Below are 17,150 nucleotides of genomic sequence, written 5' to 3' on the forward strand. Positions count from 1 at the left end.
GAAATACCTTGAGGCCGCCGCGGACGCCGGGTGATGATCTCCGGCATGTTCTCGCGCAAGCGCCGGACCCGCCGGCCCACGTCCCCCGCACTGCTCACCGCCTGGGAAACCCTGGACGCCGGGGATGTGCCCGGTGCCCTGCGGCAGGTCCGGGCCGCCGGGGAGGACCAGCCGCTCGCCGAGGTGGCCCTGGTCGTGGGGCGGGCGGCCGGCTCCGCCGGCTTCGCCGACCTGGCCGACGCCTCGGCCGCCCTGGCCACCGCGCCCGACGACGCGCGGGCGCTCTACGACTACGGGTACGCCTGCGTCGAGCGAGGGGTGGCGGACCTGGCGATTCCCGCGCTGCGGGAGGCGCTGCGCCGCAGCGGCGGGGCGCTGCCCGTGCTGCGGGAGCTGGTGTCGGCGTACGAGGACGAGGGCCGGCACCGGGAGGCGGCGAGCGAACTCGCCCGTCACGAAGGCCGCTTCGCCGACTGGCCGGACCGCTACCTGCTGGTGTACAACGCGGTGCTCGCGGGCGACCTGGAGCTGGCCCGGCGCCAGCACGCGCTGCTGTCCGACCCGGAGGACGCGCGGTGGCAGCCCGCGCGGGAGCGGCAGAACCGTGTGCTCGCGCGGGCCGCGGACGCCGAGCGGGCGGGCCGGCTCGACGCGGCGGACCTGCGGGGCTGGCAGTACGTGATGGGCGGGACGGTCCTCGGCACGCTGTCCCCGTACGGCTTCGACGACGGGATGAACGGCCGCTACGCCTGGCTGCAGGACAGCCCGGAGCAGTGTCTGCGGGGTCTGCTGCGGCTGCGGACCCTGCTGTCCGCCACCGGGGTCCGGCCGCGGTCGGTGTCGCTGCTGCCGGACCGGGACTCGCGGATCCTCGGTCTCGCCGCGGCGGAGGTCCTGGGCCTGCCGGCCGAGCCGTTCGCGCCGGGCCGGACGGACACGGTCGTCGTGGCGTACGACCTGGACGGGCTCGCTGCGCACGACGGCGGGCCGGAACTGATCGGAGAGCTGTTCGAACGGGTGCCCGGGCAGGTGCTGCACGCGCACGCGTGCTGCTGGACGGACCCGCCCGCGCTCACCCCGGACAGTGCCGCGCTGCTGCACCAGTCGGTGGTGGCGCCGTGGGGCGAGCAGCTGAGGCAGGGCGCCGGCGGAAGCCTCGAACGCGGGCCGGCGGACGACCGTCCGGAGGCGGAGATCGCCGCCGGGATCACCGGTGCGGACCCGGCCGCCGACGACGGGGACGGCGACGGCCCGGCGGACGACGACACCGCCTTCGCCGCGTTCGCCACGGCCGTGGCCGGCACATGGCTGCGCGGCGACCGGGCGCGTGTGCGGTCCGCCGGGCCCGTCCCCGGTTCCCGGTTCGCCTGAGCGGGGCGGCGGTCAGCCGCCGTTGAGCCGGGAGCGCAGCAACTGCTTGCCCATTTCGGCACCCTTGCGGCTGTCGGACTGGGCCTTGCGGAACAGCTCCACGACCTCGTTGTCCTTGTCACGCTCGGCGTCCTGGATGTACTGCTCCAGACGCAGGGCGTTGCTCAGGCACGCCTCGACGTACCAGATCAGGTTGTAGTCCTTGTCACGGGTGCCGGTGACGTCGCCGGTCTCGCTGGTGCTGGTCATCCGGGGTTTCCTCCTTCTGTGAACCGTGTGTCGGTTCCGCTTGTCGACCCCCCGGGTACCCGTGCGACCTGCGGACACACCGCCCGATCGAGCCCGGCGGCAGGGCAGGGTTCAGCCGAGGGCGCGGTCCAGGTTGAAGGCGGCGCTGATGAGGGAGAGATGGGTGAACGCCTGCGGGAAGTTGCCCTGCTGCTCGCCGGTGCGGCCGATTTCCTCGGCGTACAGGCCGAGGTGGTTGGCGTAGGTGAGCATCTTCTCGAAGGCCAGCCGGGCCTCGTCGAGCCGGCCGGCCCGGACGAGCGCCTCGACGTACCAGAAGGAGCAGATGGAGAAGGTGCCCTCGTCGCCTCGGAGTCCGTCGGGGCTGGCCTGCGGGTCGTAGCGGTAGACGAGGGAGTCGGAGACGAGGTCCTCGGTGAGGGCGTCCAGGGTGGACAGCCACTTGGGGTCGGTGGGGGCGATGAACTTGGCGAGCGGCATCATCAGCAGGGAGGCGTCCAGGACGTCCCCGCCCTCGTACTGCACGAAGGCGCGCCGGCGCTCCGACCAGCCGCGGTCCATGATCCGCCGGTAGATGGCGTCCCGGGCCTGGCGCCAGCGCCGGTGGTCGGCGGGCAGCCCGCGGTGGGTGGCGAGGCGGATGGCCCGCTCGATCGCGACCCAGCACATCAGCCGCGAGTAGAGGAAGTCCTTGCGTCCGCCACGGGTCTCCCACACGCCCTCGTCGGGCTGGTCCCAGTGGTCGCACACCCAGTCGACCAGGTGGCAGACGTCGTCCCACTGGCCGCTGGAGATGGGCTGGGCCCACTTGTCGTAGAGGTAGATGGAGTCGATCAGGGCGCCGTAGATGTCGAGCTGGAGCTGGCCGGCGGCGGCGTTGCCGACCCGGACCGGGGCGGAGCCCTGGTGGCCGGACAGGTGCGGGAGTTCGCGTTCGGGCAGGTCGGTGCGGCCGTCGATGCCGTACATGATCTGCAGCGGGCCGGAGCCGTCGCCGCAGCCGGGGCTGATGTGCGTGGTGAGGAATCCCATGAACGCCTCGGCCTCGCCGGTGAAGCCGAGCCGCAGCAGCGCGTAGACGGCGAAGGCGGCGTCGCGCACCCACACGTACCGGTAGTCCCAGTTGCGCTCGCCGCCGAGCTGTTCGGGCAGGCTGGTGGTGGGGGCGGCGACGATGGCGCCGGTGGGGGCATAGGTGAGGAGCTTCAGGGTGAGCGCGGAGCGGTGCACCATCTCGCGCCAGCGGCCCCGGTAGCGGGACTGGTGCAGCCAGCGCCGCCAGTAGGTGACCGTGGCGTTGAACTGGTGCTCCGCCTCGGCGTGGGCGCAGCCGCGCGGGGTCACCTCGCCGGTGACCTGGTCGAGGGCGAACACCGCTGACTCGCCCTCGCCGAGCTTGAAGTCGGCGCGGGCGTCCCGTGCGTCGCACTCCAGGGCCACGGTGGAGGTGAGAGCCAGCGACTGGCCGGGGGACTCGAACAGGATCATGCCGTCCAGGGTGCTCAGGGTGTGCGGGGCGGCGCCGTAGTCGAAGCGGGGGGCGATCAGGGCGCGGAAGGGGACGGTGCCGCGGACGCACACCACGCGCCGGATCAGCCGGTGCCGGCCCGCCTCACCGCGTGCGTCATGGGCGACCGGCATGAAGTCCTGCACCTCGCCGACGCCGTCCTCGGTGAAGAACCGGGTGATCAGTACGTTGGTGTCGGGGAAGTAGAACTGCTTGGTGCGGGCCGGTACGGCGGCGGCGAGCTCGAAACAGCCGCCGCGCTCGGCGTCGAGGACGGCCGCGAAGACGCTGGGGGAGTCGAAGGCGGGGCAGCAGTACCAGTCGATCGTGCCGTTGCTGCCGACCAGGGCCACCGTGCGCAGGTCGCCGATGAGCCCGTGTTCGGCGATGGGCAGGTAGCGGGGGCTGCGGGTGGCGTCCTCGGGATACGGCGTCGCGGCCATCGGCGGCCTCCCGGTGTGCGGTGCGGTGCGCGGCTGGTGCGGGTGGTTTCCAGCTTAGGAGCGAGTGGTTCCGTGTGGGGTGGGAAGGCGCTCCCCAGCCGCTCCCGGGGCGCCTGAAGATGCAGGGTGCGCCGGGGAGGGGAATGGTGAGAGTGTGCCCGTTCGACAGGCACCGGCACGGATGCGGTCATCCGGACCGAGGAGGAGGCATCATGTCGACATCCACACCCGAAGAGTCCCGTTCGTCGGACGACGTCTGCACCCCGGACGCCCTGCTCCACTCCGCGCCCCCCAGGGACGTCACCCCTGAGGACATGGTGATGGCGGCGGGCAGGGACGTCACACCGAGGAACCTCGACTGGGCGCGTCGCAAGCTGGAGTCGGAGGGCCCGGCAGCCATCGAGAAGCTGCTGCCCTAGGGCGATCCGGGGAACTCAGGGACACCAACGGGGGCACCGGGCGGGGGTGGGTACGCCCCGCCCGTGTCTTTTTTGCTTCCCTTCTAGATCCGTTGTCCTTCGGTATCCCCTTTCCCCCTGGCTCCCCCACGCCCGCCACCCCCCCCCCCCCCCCGCACACCACCCCCCCCCCCCCCCCCCACCCCCCCACACCCCCCACCCCCCCCCCCCCCCCCCCCCCCCCCCCCCCCCCCGGTGCCGTGTGCGCTCACTCCGGCAGTCCGGTGTCGTCCGGGATCACGTGCACCGCGGCCTCCTCAGCGCCGGCCGCTCCCCCGTCGATGCCCACGTCCTGGGCGACCTCCTCCTTGGTGGTGTCGGTGTGGGCGCCCTCGTCCGGGGCGACCAGGCGGCCGGCACGGAACTCGCCCGCCTCGGGGTCGACCGGTTCGCCCTCGCCGCCGGGCAGGTCGCCGATCTCGTCGCCGGCCGGCGGGGTCACGTCGGGGACCTCCTGGCCGAGCCGTTGGTCCAGGGTCTCCCCCGTGTGCTGCTCGGCGGCGGTGGTGCCGTGCCGGGTGACGCCGAGGGGGCGTTCGGGCGGGGAGTAGCCCTCGTCGAGCATGTCGTCGTAGGTGCGTTCGCCGACCGCGTCCTGCAGGTCCAGGGGACCGGCGTCCTCCTGTTCCTCGTTGCTTCCGGTGGGCTGGTAGGCGTCGTCGGCCATCGGGGTCTGCTCGGACTGCTGGTCGCTCATGGTCGCCTCCTTCGGGTTCGCGGGCGGTCCTGGTCCGCGTTTCCCGTGGCCGGGTGGTTAACCCCGCCGCGCCCGGTCGGCCGTCCCGCCGCCCCTGATCCGCTCCTGCGGGGAGGGGCGGAGCGGAATCAGGGACGGCCGTCGAGGGAGGGACTCCACGCTCCACAGCCTTGTGCCGTCCATCTGTAGCTGCAACCCATGTGCAGTAAAGGGCGTGGCAGGCCTTCCCCATGGGGAGGGAAAGCCGGACGTGGGACGGTCAGAGCGTGGCGTGCGGGCCGTCCGGGCGGCCGGTGCGCTGCTCGACCGTCTCGCGGCTGAGCTGCTCCGTCTCCGTCTCCGGCAGCCGCTCGAAGCCGTCCTCGGTGATGACCGAGACGACGGGGAAGATACGGCGGCCGAGGTCCGGGCCGCCGGTGGCCGAGTCGTCGTCCGCCGCGTCGTACAGCGCCTGGAGCGCGACGAGGGCCGCCTCCCGGCGGGTCAGGTCCGGCCGGTGCAGCTTCTTCAGGGCGCCCCGGGCGTACGGGGAGCCGCTGCCCTCGGCGTGGAAGTGCTGCTTCTCGTACAGTCCGCCGGCGGCGTCGTAGCTGAAGATGCGGCCGCGGCCGCCGCCGGGCGCGGTGAGGTCGTAGCCGACGAGCAGCGGGACGACGGCGAGCCCCTGCATGGCCTGGGCCAGGTTCTGCCGGATCATGGCCGCGAGGCGGGTCGCCTTGGCCCCGAGGGTCATCGGAACGCCCTCGATCTTCTCGAAGTGGGCCAGCTCGACCTGGTAGAGCCGCACCATGTCCAGGGCGAGGCCGACGGTGCCGGCGAAGGCGACGGCCGTGTGGTCGTCGGCGGGGTGCACCTTCTCCAGGTCGCGCTGCGCGATGAGGTTGCCCATGGTGGCCCTGCGGTCGCCGGCGATCAGTACGCCGTCGCGGTAGGTCAGGGCGAGCACGGTGGTGCCGTGCGGGAACCGGTCGGGCGCCATCCGGGTGCCCGGCGGCAACGGGGGCGCGGTGGGCAGCAGCCCGGGGCGGTGCGCGGCCAGGAACTCGGTGAAGGACGACGATCCCGGTGTGAAGAAGGCCGCGTCCGGCAGGCCCGCGCTGTCGTTCCCCCGCATGACTCCCCCTCCTGTGTCCGCCGGCAGTACCCGTCTCCTACCTGCCCCGGGCGCCCGGGAAACTCCCCGGCGCTCACAGGGCCCTGCGGCGCACCAGCACCGCGAGCACCAGCAGTCCGGGGAGCAGCGGCAGCCAGACGGTCAGCAGCCGGTAGCCGAGCACCGCGGACGCGGCGGCGGCGCCGGGCGTGCCGGCGGCGGTGAGGGCGAGGGCCAGTGCGGCGTCCAGCGAGCCGAGACCGCCCGATGTGGGCAGCAGGGCGGCGGCGCCGCTGGCGGCGAGGTACAGCAGGGCCACCGGGAGCGGGGCGAGGGACAGCTCGACGGCGCGGGTGACGGCGATGAGGACCAGCGCGTGCAGGGCGGCGAAGGCGAGCGAGCCGCCCCACAGGGCCGCCGCGCGGGCCGGGCAGGAGTGCAGTGCGCGCAGGTCGGCCCGTACGGCGGTGAGCGCCCGCCGGCAGCGGGGCCACAGGGCGGTGGCGAGCAGGACCGCCACGAGTACGGCGACGAGCAGTAGGGCGGCGACCGCCGTCGGGGGGACGTGCGGGAGGCGCAGCAGGCCCGGACAGGCCGGGGCGAGCAGCGCGATCAGGGTCAGGCGGGCGGCGGCGCCCGCGGTGGCCTTGACGGCGAGCGCGCCGGCCGAGCGTCCGGCCGGCAGCCCGCAGCGCATCAGGAACCGCAGGTTCACCGCGCCCGCGCCGAGCCCGGCGGGCAGCAGGTGGTTGGCGGCGGAGGCGGCGAACTGGGCGGCGACCAGCCGGGGTCCGGGCAGCCGCGGTACGACGGCGCCCTGCTGGGCGAGGGCGGAGGCCGCCCAGGTGCCCAGGGCCGCGGTCGCGCCGAGCAGCAGCCAGCCCTGGTCGGCGACCGCCAGCCGCCCCGCCCCGCTCTCGACGGCGGGCCAGTGCCGCCGGGCCAGGTACAGCGCGCCGAGCAGGACGGCGACGCAGACACCGGCCTGCGCGTGGGTACGGCGGCGGCCGGGGAAGGCGGTGAGTCCGGCCGGGGCCGTCATGGGCCGGCGCCCGGTACGACGTAGTAGAGCCGGACCGCGCCGACGGGCACGGACGGCCAGTCGCGGGCGTAACCGGGCGGCGCGGCCCCGGCCCGCACCAGCGTGGCGACCGGCATCCGCCGGGTGGTCCGGGTGATGCCGTCCTCGGTGATGTTCGCGTTGGGTCCGGCCGTCGCACCGGAGGAGCATCCGGCCGCGAAGGCGATCGGAAGGGCCTCGTGCCCGGTCACCAGGCAGGGCGGACGGACCCCCCGCCGCCCCAGCTCCACCGCGGTGCGGGCCCACTCCCGGTGGGCGGCGGCGGTGTTGCCCACCGTGTGCACGAGCACGGCGAGCTGCACCGCGAGATGAGCGACGAGCACGGCACAGACCAGCACGGTGACGAGCGGGCGCCGGGGCGGGGCCTGGGCGGCCGGGAGCCGGAGGGAAGCCGAGGCCGGGGGGCGGGCCGGGCGCCGGAGCCAACGCGGAGTCCGGCGGCGGGCCGAAGCCTGGGGCGGAGCCGAGGCCGAGGGCTGGGCCTGGGCCATGGCCCGGTCCGGGGACGTGGCCCGGGGCTGGGCCACACCCGAGGCCGAGCGCACCTCCGGACGCCGAACCAGCCGGCAGAGCCAACCCGGAGCCCGGCGGCGGGCCGAAGCCTGGGGCCGGGCCGGAACCTGGGGCGGAGCCGAGGCGAAGGCCCGGGCCGGGTCCGGGGGATGGGCCGGGCCCGGGGCCGAGCGCAGCTCCGGGCACCGAGCCAAGCGGCGGAGCCGACCCGACGTCCGGCGGCGGGCCGAAGCCTGGGCCTGGGGCGGAGCGGAGGCCGGGGGCTGGTCCGGGGACGTGGCCCGGGGCTGGGTCGGGCGGGAGGGCGAGCGCTGGGCCGGGCGCCGGTACAGACGCGGTGTCAGGAACAGGGCCGGGCGCCAGGGCGAGCGCCGAGCCGGACGTGAGCCCGGACGGGGAGTCCGGCGGCGGGCCGGGGGCGTGGTCTGGTCGTGGGACCGGGACGTGGGGGTCAGCAGGTGGGTGAGGGTGGTGGCGGCGGGGACGGCGAGGAGGGCGTAGGTGGGGAGGAGGAAGCGGGGGGCCGCGTAGCCGATCAGGAACAGGTAGGGGAACGCGGCGGTCGCCGCGCAGGCGAGCGGCAGTGCCGTGGACGTCGTCGTACGCCGGGCCCGCACGGCGAGCGCGAGGGCGAGCACGGCGAGCAGGGGCAGCGCGAACCACCAGAGGGTGAGCAGCGGATGCGGCAGGGCGCCGGTGCACGGCCGGCACAGCGTGCGCCCGCCCAGGCTGCGCAGTTGGTCGACGACGGCGACGTGCCAGCCGAGGCCGCCCTGGATCTCCGAGCCGTCGGACAGCCGGCGCGCCAGACCGCCGTAGCGCGTGTACGCCTCGATCACCCACTCGGCGGCGCCGGCCGTGAGCCCGGCGAGCAGGACGAGCAGCGCCCGCCGGTGGCGGCGGGTCAGGCCGAGGGCGAGCAGGGGCAGGGCCGCCCACACCGCGTCCACCGGCCGCATCCACGCCATGAGCACCGCGCTGCCCGCCAGGCCCCACAGCGCGGTCCGCTCGGCGCGGGCGCGCAGGAAGCAGCCGACGGCGGCCAGGGCGGCGACGGCGACCCAGTAGTTGGGCATGGCCTGCGGGCCGTAGAACAGGGTCACCCACAGGGAGGCGAACAGGGCGCCGGCGAGGGCGAGTACGCGGCCGGGGAAGAGTCCGCGCCAGGCGCGAAGTGCCAGGAACAGGGCGAGGCCGGCAAGGAGGGCGAGGTAGACCCGTAGCAGGGCGGTGGACGACGACCAGGCCGCGACGGGTGCGACCAGCAGGGAGACGCCCCGCGCGCGGGGTGCGCTGAAGAAGGAGGCGGGCGCGTGTCCGCTGACCTGGCTGACGTACACCGTCTCGTCCCAGCCGAGCCCCAGGCCCGGCCGTACGAGGACGAGTTGGGCCAGGGTGAAGGCCGCGGCGACGGCCGCCGACGGCCAGCCGGCACGCGCGGAGCCGGCGGACGCGCGGCGCGCGCCCTCGCGGCTCGCCGCGTCGAGTGTCGCGTGCGCACTGCCGGCCATGACCACCCCTCCGGAACATCACGGCCAAGCTAACGCGGGCCGTCCGGCGGTGCCCGGCGGGCGGGGCCATCCGGCCGACGGCCCTACGCGCTGTAAGGTTGGGGCATGGCTGGCACAGGGTCCCGCGGCAGGGCGGAGCGGCGCGGCGCCGGGGAGCTGGAGGGTGAGGTGCTGGCCGCCCTGTGGGCCACCGAGCGACCGCTGACCCCGGCGGAGATCCAGCAGGAGATCGGCGGCGGACTCGCGTACAACACGGTCCACACCATCCTCACACGCCTGTACGACAAGGGTCTGGTGCTCCGCGACGCCGACGGGCGGCGCGGGGCGTACCGGGCGGCGAAGAACGCGGCCGAGATGACCGCCGCGGCGATGCACGAGGCCCTGGACCGGGGGCCGGACCCGATCGCCGCGCTCCGGCAGTTCGTGACCGGGCTGAGCGCCGAGGAGGAACGGGCCCTGCGCGAGCTGCTGAGCCGGGGCCGAGCCGGAGACGGATCCGCAGAACGGGCCGCGGACCGCGCCGCGAGCGGAGCCGCAGAACGGGCCGCGGGCGGCGCCTGAGGCCGGCCCACCGCGCAGCGCCGCGCGCGCGGTTCAGCCGCTGTTCGGCACGCGGTGCGGCGGCTGGTCGGGCGCGGGCCGGCGGATCACCGGCGGTACGGCCCGGACGGCCGGTTCCTCCGTGGCGACCCTCACCGGCTCACCGTGGTGACTCAGCGTCAGCGGCGGCCCGTCCAGCAGCGCGTACGTCACCTTGTCCGCGCCGATGTCCACGCGCAGCCTGCGCCCGCGGAACTGGACGTGGAAGGCGAGCCGGCGCAGCCGCTCGGGCAGGCGGGGCGCGAACCGCAGCCGGTCGCCGGCGCGCCGCATGCCGCCGAAGCCCGCGACCAGCGCCATCCAGGTGCCCGCGAGCGAGGCGATGTGCAGCCCGTCCCGGGTGTTGTGCTCCAGGTCCTGCAGGTCCATCAGCGCGGCCTCGGCGGTGTAGGCGTAGGCGAGGTCCAGGTGGCCGGTCCGGGCGGCGATGACGGCCTGGCAGCAGGCGGACAGGGAGGAGTCGCGGACGGTCAGCGGCTCGTAGTAGGCGAAGTTCCGGGCGATCTGCTCCTCGCCGTGCTCCTCCTCGAACCAGTCGCCGCAGGTGTACATGGCAAACACCAGGTCGGCCTGCTTGACGACCTGTTTGCGGTAGAGGTCGAAGTAGGGGAAGTGCAGCAGCAGCGGGTACTGGTCGGGGCGGGTGCCGTCGAAGTCCCAGCGCTGGTAGCGGGTGAAGCCGGCGTGCTGTTCGTGGACGCCGAGTTCGGCGTTGTAGGGAACGTGCATGGCGTCGGCGGCGTCCCGCCAGGCCGCGCTCTCCTCCTCGTCCACGCCGAGCCGCCGTGCCTCGCCGGGATGGTGTTCCACGGCGTCGGCCGCGGCGCGCAGGTTCTGGCGGGCCATCAGGTTGGTGTACGTGTTGTCGTCGGCGACCGCGCTGTACTCGTCGGGGCCGGTGACACCGTCGAGGTGGAAGACGCCGTGGGTGTCGTGGTGGCCCAGCGACCGCCACAGCCGGGCGGTCTCGACGAGCAGCTCCACGCCGGTCTCCCGTTCGAACGCGGTGTCGCCGGTGGCCTCGACGTACCGGACGACGGCGTCGGCTATGCCGGCGTTCACATGGAAGGCGGCGGTGCCGGCCGGCCAGTACGCGGAGCCCTCCGGTCCCGCGATGGTCCGCCAGGGGAACGCGGCCCCGGCGAGGCCCAGTTGGGCGGCGCGTTCGCGGGCCTCGTCCAGGGTGTTGTACCGCCAGCGCAGCGCCTCGGCGACGGCGGCGGGCGCGGTGTGGGTGAGCACGGGCAGCACGAACATCTCGGTGTCCCAGAACGCGTGCCCGTCGTAGCCGGAGCCGGTCAGTCCCTTCGCGGGGATGGCGCGCTGCTCGGCGCGCGAGCCGGCCTGCAGGACGTGGAACAGCGCGAAGCGGACGGCCTGCTGGATCTCCTCGTCGCCCTCCACCTCGACGTCGGCGCGGGCCCAGAAGTCGTCCAGGCAGGCCCGCTGGTCGGCGAGCAGCCCCTGCCAGCCGTCGTGGCCGGCGGCGGCGAGCGCCGCGTCGACCTGGTCGGCCATCGCGGGCAGCGACCGGGCGCCGGACCAGCCGTGCGCGACCAGTTTCTCCACCCGCAGGCTCTGGCCGGGCTCCAGCACGGAGGTGACGGTGAGCCGGGCGACGTCGATGCCGCTCTCGCTGCGGGTGGTGGTGCGTTCGGGGCCGGTGACGGTGTGGTCGGCGGCGACGGCGACCCTGAGGCCGCTGCGCCGGGTGCGGTGCACCAGCCGCAGCCGGTTTCCGGAGGCGAAGCCGTCCTCCTGCTCCAGCGGTGACTTCAGCGCCCGCGCCGCGCGGGGGTCGCCGTCGGGCTCGGGCAGGCTCTCGTTGGCGACCAGCTCCGACTGGATCACCACCCGGCTGCGGCTGCCGACGGCCTCCACCTCGTAGGCCACGGCGGCGATCGCCCGCTGGGTCAGCGACACCAGCCGGGTGGAGCGCACCCGGACCGTGGAGCCGGCCGGTGAGGTCCACTCGCAGGTCCGCTCCAGCACCCCGCGGCGCAGGTCGAGGACGCGTTCGTGGGAGACGAGCCGGCCGTAGCGCAGGTCGAACGGCTCGTCGTCGACGAGCAGTCGCAGGACCTTGCCGTTGGTGACGTTGATGACGGTCTGCCCGGACTCCGGATAGCCGTAGCCGGCCTCGGCGTACGGCAGCGGGTGCACCTCGTGGACGCCGTTGAGGTAGCTGCCGGGCAGTCCGTGCGGTTCGCCCTCGTCGAGGTTGCCGCGCCAGCCGACGTGCCCGTTGGACAGGGCGAACACCGACTCGCTCTGGGCGAGCACGTCGAGGTCGAGCGCGGTCTCCCGGACGGTCCACGGTTCGACGGCGTACGACCGGTCGGTGATCACTGCTTGCCTCCGAGTTCGGCGAGGTCCTTGACGACGATGTCGGCGCCGTGCGCGTACAGCGCGTCGGTCTGGCCCACCCGGTCCACGCCGACGACATATCCGAAGCCGCCGGCCCGGCCCGCGTCCATGCCGGCCAGCGCGTCCTCGAAGACGGCCGCGTGGGACGCCTCGACGCCGAGGTCCCGGGCGGCGGCGAGGAAGGTGTCGGGGTGCGGCTTGCCCGGCAGGTTCCGCTCCACGGCCACCACGCCGTCGATGCGTACGTCGAAGAAGTGCTCGGCGCCGACGGAGCGCAGCACGTCCCGGCAGTTGGCGCTGGAGGAGACGATCGCGGTGCGCAGGCCCTCGGCGCGGACCGCCTCCAGATAGCGCAGGGTGCCCTCGTAGGCCTCGACCCCGCCGGTGCGGATCCGCTCCAGCAGCAGCTCGTTCTTGCGGTTGCCGAGGCCGTGGACGGTGCGGGCGTCCGGCGGGTCGCCGGGGCCGCCCTCGGGCAGGTGGATGCCGCGCGAGGCGAGGAAGGCGCGGACTCCGTCGGCGCGGGGGCGGCCGTCCACGTACTCGTCGTAGTCGGTGACGGCGTCGAACGGCCGTCCCTGCTCGCCCTCGTAGGCGCGCAGGAAGGCGTCGAACGTCTCCTTCCAGGCCGCCGCGTGCACGACGGCCGTCTTGGTGACGACCCCGTCGAGGTCGAAGAGGCAGGCCTGGATGGTGTCGGGCAGAGCGAGCTGACTCATACCGAGGACTGTTCCCCGTACCGGACACTCCAGTGAGTGGCGCACGCCACATACCGTGCGGGCGGGCGGTGCCACACTCTGCAGTGTGCCGCTGACCTCCGACTCCCTGCCGCCGGCCTTCGACGGCCTCCTCGCCCGCGCCCGCGCTCTGCCCCGGGGCGGCGGGCGGGCCCTGCTCGGTATCGCGGGCAGTCCCGGCGCGGGCAAGACGACGCTGGCCGAGCGCCTGGTGGCGGCCCTGAACGGGGACGGCCCGCCGTGGGCGGCGCATGTGCCCATGGACGGCTTCCACCTCGCCGACCGCGAACTGGACCGGCTGGGCCGCCGGGACCGCAAGGGCGCGCCGGACACCTTCGACGCGGGCGGGTACGCGGCGCTGCTACGGCGGCTGCGCGAGGAGACCGACGACGTGGTGTACGCGCCGGGGTTCGAGCGGGTGCTGGAGCAGCCGATCGCCGGGGCGATCCCGGTGCCGCCGCAGGCCCGACTGGTGGTGACCGAGGGGAACTACCTGCTGCTGCGGGAGGGTTCGTGGGCGCGGGTGCGGCCGTGCCTGGACGAGGTGTGGTTCTGCGAGATCGACGAGGAGGAGCGGATCCGCCGGCTGGTCGCCCGGCACGAGGAGTTCGGCAAGGAGCACGCGGCGGCCGTGGCCTGGGTGCTGGGCACCGACCAGCGCAACGCCGACCTGGTCGCGACGACCCGGGACCGGGCGGACCTGGTGGTGCCGGCCACCGCGCTGCGCGCGGCGGGCTGACGGCGGGCGCAGGGCGCGTTCGGTGGTGTGCGGTGCGGCACGCGTTCATCGTCCTCGCACATCTCCCCGGGACCGCACACCGTCGCACACGATGCCGGCACCAGAGCTGTCCGGGTGGTTCGAGCGGAGCGAGGTGAACTCCGGCGGGCTGCGGGCCGTACCCGTGTACACGGCAGAAGGCCTGTCGGTACGACTGGTGCGGCGGTGACGGCCGCGGCGGCGGGAGCGGTGCGACAGTAGGGCCGTGATCAGGTCCCCGCACCCTCCGGCCACCGCACGGCCGGTGCCGCCGCTGGGCGGATGATGGCGCACGAACAGCACCCGGTCCTCACCACGGAGGCTCCCGCGGAGCCGGTACGGCAGGTCCCGGCCGGCCGGGACGCGCTGCTGCGCCGGTACCGGCGGTGGCTGCCGCCGCTCCTGGTCGTCCTGCTGCTGGCGCAGATGGCCGCGGCGATGGTCACCACGGCCGTCCAGCAGACCCCCACCATCGACGAGCCGGTGTACGTCGCGACGGCCACCGACTACCTGCGCGAACACCGGCTGCGCTACAACCCCGAGCATCCGCCGCTCGGGAAACTGCTGATCGCCGCCGGGGTGGCGGTGGCGGACCCGCACTACGACCCGTCGTACACCGGCGACCAGGGTCAGGTGGGCCGGCACCTGCTGTACGCCTCGGGCAACGACCCCTGGCGGCTGATGCTGTGGGCGCGGCTGCCGGTGATCGCGCTGACGCTGCTGTGCGGGCTGGTCGTGTTCGCGTTCGCCCGGGACCTGGCGGGTACGGCGGCCGGGCCGGCCGCGCTCGCCCTGTACGCCTTCTCCCCCGACGTGATCGCGCACGGCTCGCTGGCCACGCTGGACCTGCCGGCGGCCGCTTTCGTCCTGACGTCGGCCTGGCTCGCCTGGCGGGCCCGGCGCCGTCCCGCCCGGTACCTGCCGCTGGCCGGCGCGGCTCTGGGCGCGGCCGTGGCGACCAAGATGAGCGCGCTGCCGGCGGTACCGGTGGTGATGGGCCTGGCAGCGGTCTCGGCGTGGACCGCGCGGCGGCCGCTGCCGGCTTTCCTGTCCGCCCGGGCGGTCTTGCGTCGGCTCGCGGAGCGGCGGGCGGTGGTGGCGCTCGTGGGTGCCGTGGTCGTGGCGGTCGCCGCGATCGTCGTCGTGTGGGCCGTGTATCTGGCCGTCGACCCTCGGCTGCGGTTCCTGCCCGCCGAGCCGGTGCCGGCCGTGCACGGGCTGCGGGGCCGGCTGGTGGAGCTGCTGCCGGTGCCACGGGCGTACCGGGCCGGGATGCGGGTGCAGTTCGGGCTGGAGGACCGCCCCTGGCAGGGGTATCTGTTCGGGCGTCTGTACACCGGTTCGCTGTGGTACTACCTGCCGGCCGCGCTGCTGGTGAAGACCCCGCTCGGACTGCTGGCGCTGGGCGCGGCCGGTGCCGTGGCGGTCGTGGCGCGGCGGCGGCTGCGGCCCGCGGCGCCGTATCTGCTGCTGCCGCCGGTGGTCCTGCTGGCGGCGGCGATGACGGGATCGCGGGACTTCGGCACCCGGTACGCGCTGTTCGTACCGGTGTTCTGCGCGGTGGCCGCGGCCTGTGTGCTGGTGCCGCGCCGGCGGTGGGCCGGGTTGCTGACGGGCGCGCTGGTGCTGTGGGCGGCGGTGAGTTCGGTGCGGACGTTCCCGTACTACCTGCCGTACGCGAACGAGGCGTTCGGCGGGCCGGCGCACACCCACCGGCTGCTGCACGACGCGAACGTGGACTGGGGGCAGGACCTGGGCCGGCTCGCCGACCGGCTCCGCGAGCGGTACCCCGGCGAACGGGTGTGGCTGGTGTACAAGGGCAGTGGCGTGCCGTCGTACTACGGCATCCGCGCCGCCGATCCGCGCACGGTGCCGCCGGACCGGGTGCACGGGCTGCTGGTGGTGTCGGACTCCGCCGTCGCCAAGGCGCGCGGACGGCTCGCCGAGCTGATCGCGGACAGCCGGCCGGTCGGCTCGGTGGGCCATTCCATCAGCCTGTACCGGAGGTGACGCCGCTGATCCAACCCGCTGGTCACGGCGGTGGGTGAGCTATGTTGAGTGATCGTGGCAGACAAAGGAGGCCGACCGGTGCCCTCGCCGCAGCAGGCACGCGCACAGGCATCAGCGATCACGTCGGGCAAGACGGTGCCCGAGGCCGAGGCCGCCCCGACCTCCCGGCTGCGGGAACTCTTCGACGGGCCGCGTCTGTCGCCGGGGCAGCGGCGCATCGCCCAGTACCTGATCGAGCACATCACCGAGGCCGCGTTCCTGTCGATCACCGAGCTGGCCGACCGGGTCGGGGTCAGCCAGCCCTCGGTGACCCGCTTCGCCGCCGCCGTCGGCTTCAGCGGCTACCCCGCGCTGCGCGAGAAGCTCCAGTCGATCGCGCTGAGCAGCCTGGCCGGCGGTCCCGGCGAGGAGGACCGGGCCAACGAGCTGCAGGCGGCCGTCGACGCCGAGATCGAGAACCTGGAGAACCTGCGGCGCGACTTCGCGGACCCCGACCGGGTCATCCGCGTCGGGCGCGAACTGTCCCGCTCGACCCCGCTGACCGTGCTGGGCCTGCGCATCTCGGTGTCGCTCGCCGAGTACTTCGGCTATGCCGCCCGCCGTATCCACCCGGACGTGCGGCTGGTGACCCGCGGCGGCAGCGTGGCCTACGACGCGCTGCTGCAGTCCCGCGAGGCCGGCGGCAGCTGGGTGCTGGCCTTCGCCATGCCCCGGCACTCCCAGGAGACGCTCCAGGCCGTCCGGGTGGCGCGCGGTGCGGGTCTGAAGGTCGCGCTGGTGACCGACCTGGCGCTCGGGCCGCTGGCCGACGAGGCCGACATCACCTTCGCCACCGGCACCGGGTCCCGGCTGGTGTTCGACTCCTACGCCGCGCCCGGCGTGCTGGCCGCGGCGCTGCTCCAGGCCATGACCGACGCCGATCCGGAGCGCACCCAGGCCCGGCTGGAGAAGTACGAACAGCTCTCCGACCAGCACCAGTTCTTCCTCAAGGACTGAGCACAGTTCTTCCTCAAGGACTGAGCGCATCGCCCGGCCGATTCTTCCGGCCGTGCCGGCCATCCGTGAAGATCTTGCGGTCATCCGCCCCCTGGACGGGGATGATTCACCGCATATCACGCATGAATGTTTTCATACGTCTTGCAAACCACTCGGCATATATAAATACTGCTCGGCGGACGCAGTGCCGGTTCCCCGCGTCCGGGGCCACCGCACGGGCACCCCTGTCGCCGTCCCCTACCCACGTCGGCGCCCGGGGTGTGCGGGGGCGTGTCGTCTGCGCGACGCGCCCGTGGCGGCCCCGGTCATCCCCTAGGCCGGGGCCGCCCCGAATCCGTCGACCACCCTCACGACGCCGCACACCGGAAGCGATGATCATGACCCTGACCAGCACGCGCATCAGTCCCGACTGGCCCTGTCAGGTCAAGACGCCGGGCTCGTACGACTGGGAGCGCTCGGCGGCCAAGTGGCTGCGCGACCTGATCCCCGCGCGGTACGCCAGCTATCCGGCGCTCATCCGGCACCCGGTCCTGCTCGCCCGGCACGCGCAGATCCAGGTGCAGCAGGAGATCCGGGTCGCACGGACCGCCCTGCAGACGGCGCGCGCCGAACTGCCCGTGCTCGGACTGCCCGAATCGGTGATCGAACACACGATCAAGCTGTACGCGGCGGAGGTCCTCCAGTTGCAGCACATCGCGCGCAGCGTCCGCGCGGTCAGCGAGGCCCTGGCCGGACGTGGCACGGGCCGCTGACCCTCCCC

Annotated in this window: 14 protein-coding genes and 1 pseudogene; 7 read left to right on the forward strand and 8 right to left on the reverse strand. The window is 74.4% G+C overall.

Annotated elements, in window-relative coordinates:
- The first annotated feature begins 45 nt into the window (after positions 1-45).
- Positions 46-1,371, forward strand: a complete 1,326-nt coding sequence (locus ACZ4U1_RS03660) for a hypothetical protein (RefSeq protein WP_467899140.1) — start codon at positions 46-48, stop codon at positions 1,369-1,371.
- Positions 1,372-1,383: 12 nt separating this feature from the next.
- On the opposite strand, the gene ACZ4U1_RS03665 is transcribed toward ACZ4U1_RS03660, so the two are convergent.
- Both ACZ4U1_RS03665 and ACZ4U1_RS03670 read right to left on the reverse strand, forming a co-directional pair.
- Positions 1,384-1,620 carry a hypothetical protein gene (locus ACZ4U1_RS03665; protein ID WP_467899142.1) on the reverse strand — a complete coding sequence of 79 codons (237 nt, stop codon included), beginning with the start codon at positions 1,618-1,620 and terminating at the stop codon, positions 1,384-1,386.
- 111 nt (positions 1,621-1,731) lie between these two features.
- A complete protein-coding gene (locus ACZ4U1_RS03670) occupies positions 1,732-3,570 on the reverse strand; it encodes a glycoside hydrolase family 15 protein (protein ID WP_467899144.1) in 1,839 nt (612 codons plus the stop codon).
- Positions 3,571-3,782: 212 nt separating this feature from the next.
- Between ACZ4U1_RS03670 and ACZ4U1_RS03675 the strand changes: the two genes are divergently transcribed.
- A complete protein-coding gene (locus ACZ4U1_RS03675) occupies positions 3,783-3,989 on the forward strand; it encodes a hypothetical protein (RefSeq protein WP_467899146.1) in 207 nt (68 codons plus the stop codon).
- A 247-nt stretch (positions 3,990-4,236) separates the two neighbouring features.
- Here the strand turns inward: ACZ4U1_RS03675 and ACZ4U1_RS03680 are convergent, their stop codons facing one another.
- The 4 genes and pseudogenes from ACZ4U1_RS03680 to ACZ4U1_RS03695 all read right to left on the reverse strand — a co-directional run.
- Positions 4,237-4,725: a DUF5709 domain-containing protein gene (locus ACZ4U1_RS03680; protein ID WP_467899148.1), complete on the reverse strand. Its 489-nt coding sequence runs from the start codon at positions 4,723-4,725 to the stop codon at positions 4,237-4,239.
- 259 nt (positions 4,726-4,984) lie between these two features.
- Entirely contained in the window at positions 4,985-5,839 is an 855-nt protein-coding gene (prcB, locus tag ACZ4U1_RS03685) for a proteasome subunit beta (RefSeq protein WP_467899150.1), read from the reverse strand.
- Between the two features lie 73 nt (positions 5,840-5,912).
- Entirely contained in the window at positions 5,913-6,860 is a 948-nt protein-coding gene (locus tag ACZ4U1_RS03690) for a lysylphosphatidylglycerol synthase domain-containing protein (protein ID WP_467899152.1), read from the reverse strand.
- Between the two features lie 1,001 nt (positions 6,861-7,861).
- Positions 7,862-8,923 (reverse strand): annotated as a pseudogene (locus tag ACZ4U1_RS03695) (hypothetical protein); the annotation flags it as partial.
- A gap of 105 nt (positions 8,924-9,028) precedes the next feature.
- Here ACZ4U1_RS03695 and ACZ4U1_RS03700 point away from each other — a divergent pair.
- On the forward strand, positions 9,029-9,484 hold the full coding sequence (locus tag ACZ4U1_RS03700) for a BlaI/MecI/CopY family transcriptional regulator (RefSeq protein ID WP_467899154.1): 456 nt from the start codon (positions 9,029-9,031) through the stop codon (positions 9,482-9,484).
- Between the two features lie 33 nt (positions 9,485-9,517).
- Here ACZ4U1_RS03700 and ACZ4U1_RS03705 read toward each other — a convergent pair whose 3' ends face one another.
- Positions 9,518-11,872 (reverse strand): glycoside hydrolase family 65 protein, encoded by a 2,355-nt coding sequence (locus ACZ4U1_RS03705; protein WP_467899156.1) that lies wholly within the window; start codon positions 11,870-11,872, stop codon positions 9,518-9,520.
- On the reverse strand, positions 11,869-12,609 hold the full coding sequence (locus tag ACZ4U1_RS03710) for an HAD family hydrolase (protein ID WP_467899158.1): 741 nt from the start codon (positions 12,607-12,609) through the stop codon (positions 11,869-11,871). Before ACZ4U1_RS03710 ends, ACZ4U1_RS03705 begins: the two co-directional genes overlap by 4 nt.
- A gap of 106 nt (positions 12,610-12,715) precedes the next feature.
- Between ACZ4U1_RS03710 and ACZ4U1_RS03715 the strand changes: the two genes are divergently transcribed.
- The 4 genes from ACZ4U1_RS03715 (at position 12,716) to ACZ4U1_RS03730 (ending at position 17,142) form a co-directional block, all read left to right on the forward strand.
- A complete protein-coding gene (locus ACZ4U1_RS03715; protein ID WP_467900065.1) occupies positions 12,716-13,366 on the forward strand; it encodes a nucleoside/nucleotide kinase family protein in 651 nt (216 codons plus the stop codon).
- 300 nt (positions 13,367-13,666) lie between these two features.
- The gene (locus tag ACZ4U1_RS03720) at positions 13,667-15,394 is read left to right on the forward strand and encodes a phospholipid carrier-dependent glycosyltransferase (RefSeq protein WP_467899160.1); all 1,728 of its coding nucleotides are present in this window, start codon (positions 13,667-13,669) and stop codon (positions 15,392-15,394) included.
- Between the two features lie 78 nt (positions 15,395-15,472).
- Positions 15,473-16,390 carry a MurR/RpiR family transcriptional regulator gene (locus ACZ4U1_RS03725; protein WP_467899162.1) on the forward strand — a complete coding sequence of 306 codons (918 nt, stop codon included), beginning with the start codon at positions 15,473-15,475 and terminating at the stop codon, positions 16,388-16,390.
- A 371-nt stretch (positions 16,391-16,761) separates the two neighbouring features.
- On the forward strand, positions 16,762-17,142 hold the full coding sequence (locus tag ACZ4U1_RS03730) for a hypothetical protein (protein WP_467899164.1): 381 nt from the start codon (positions 16,762-16,764) through the stop codon (positions 17,140-17,142).
- Positions 17,143-17,150: the final 8 nt, after the last annotated feature.

It is taken from the genome of Streptomyces sp. NPDC028928, assembly GCF_055564915.1.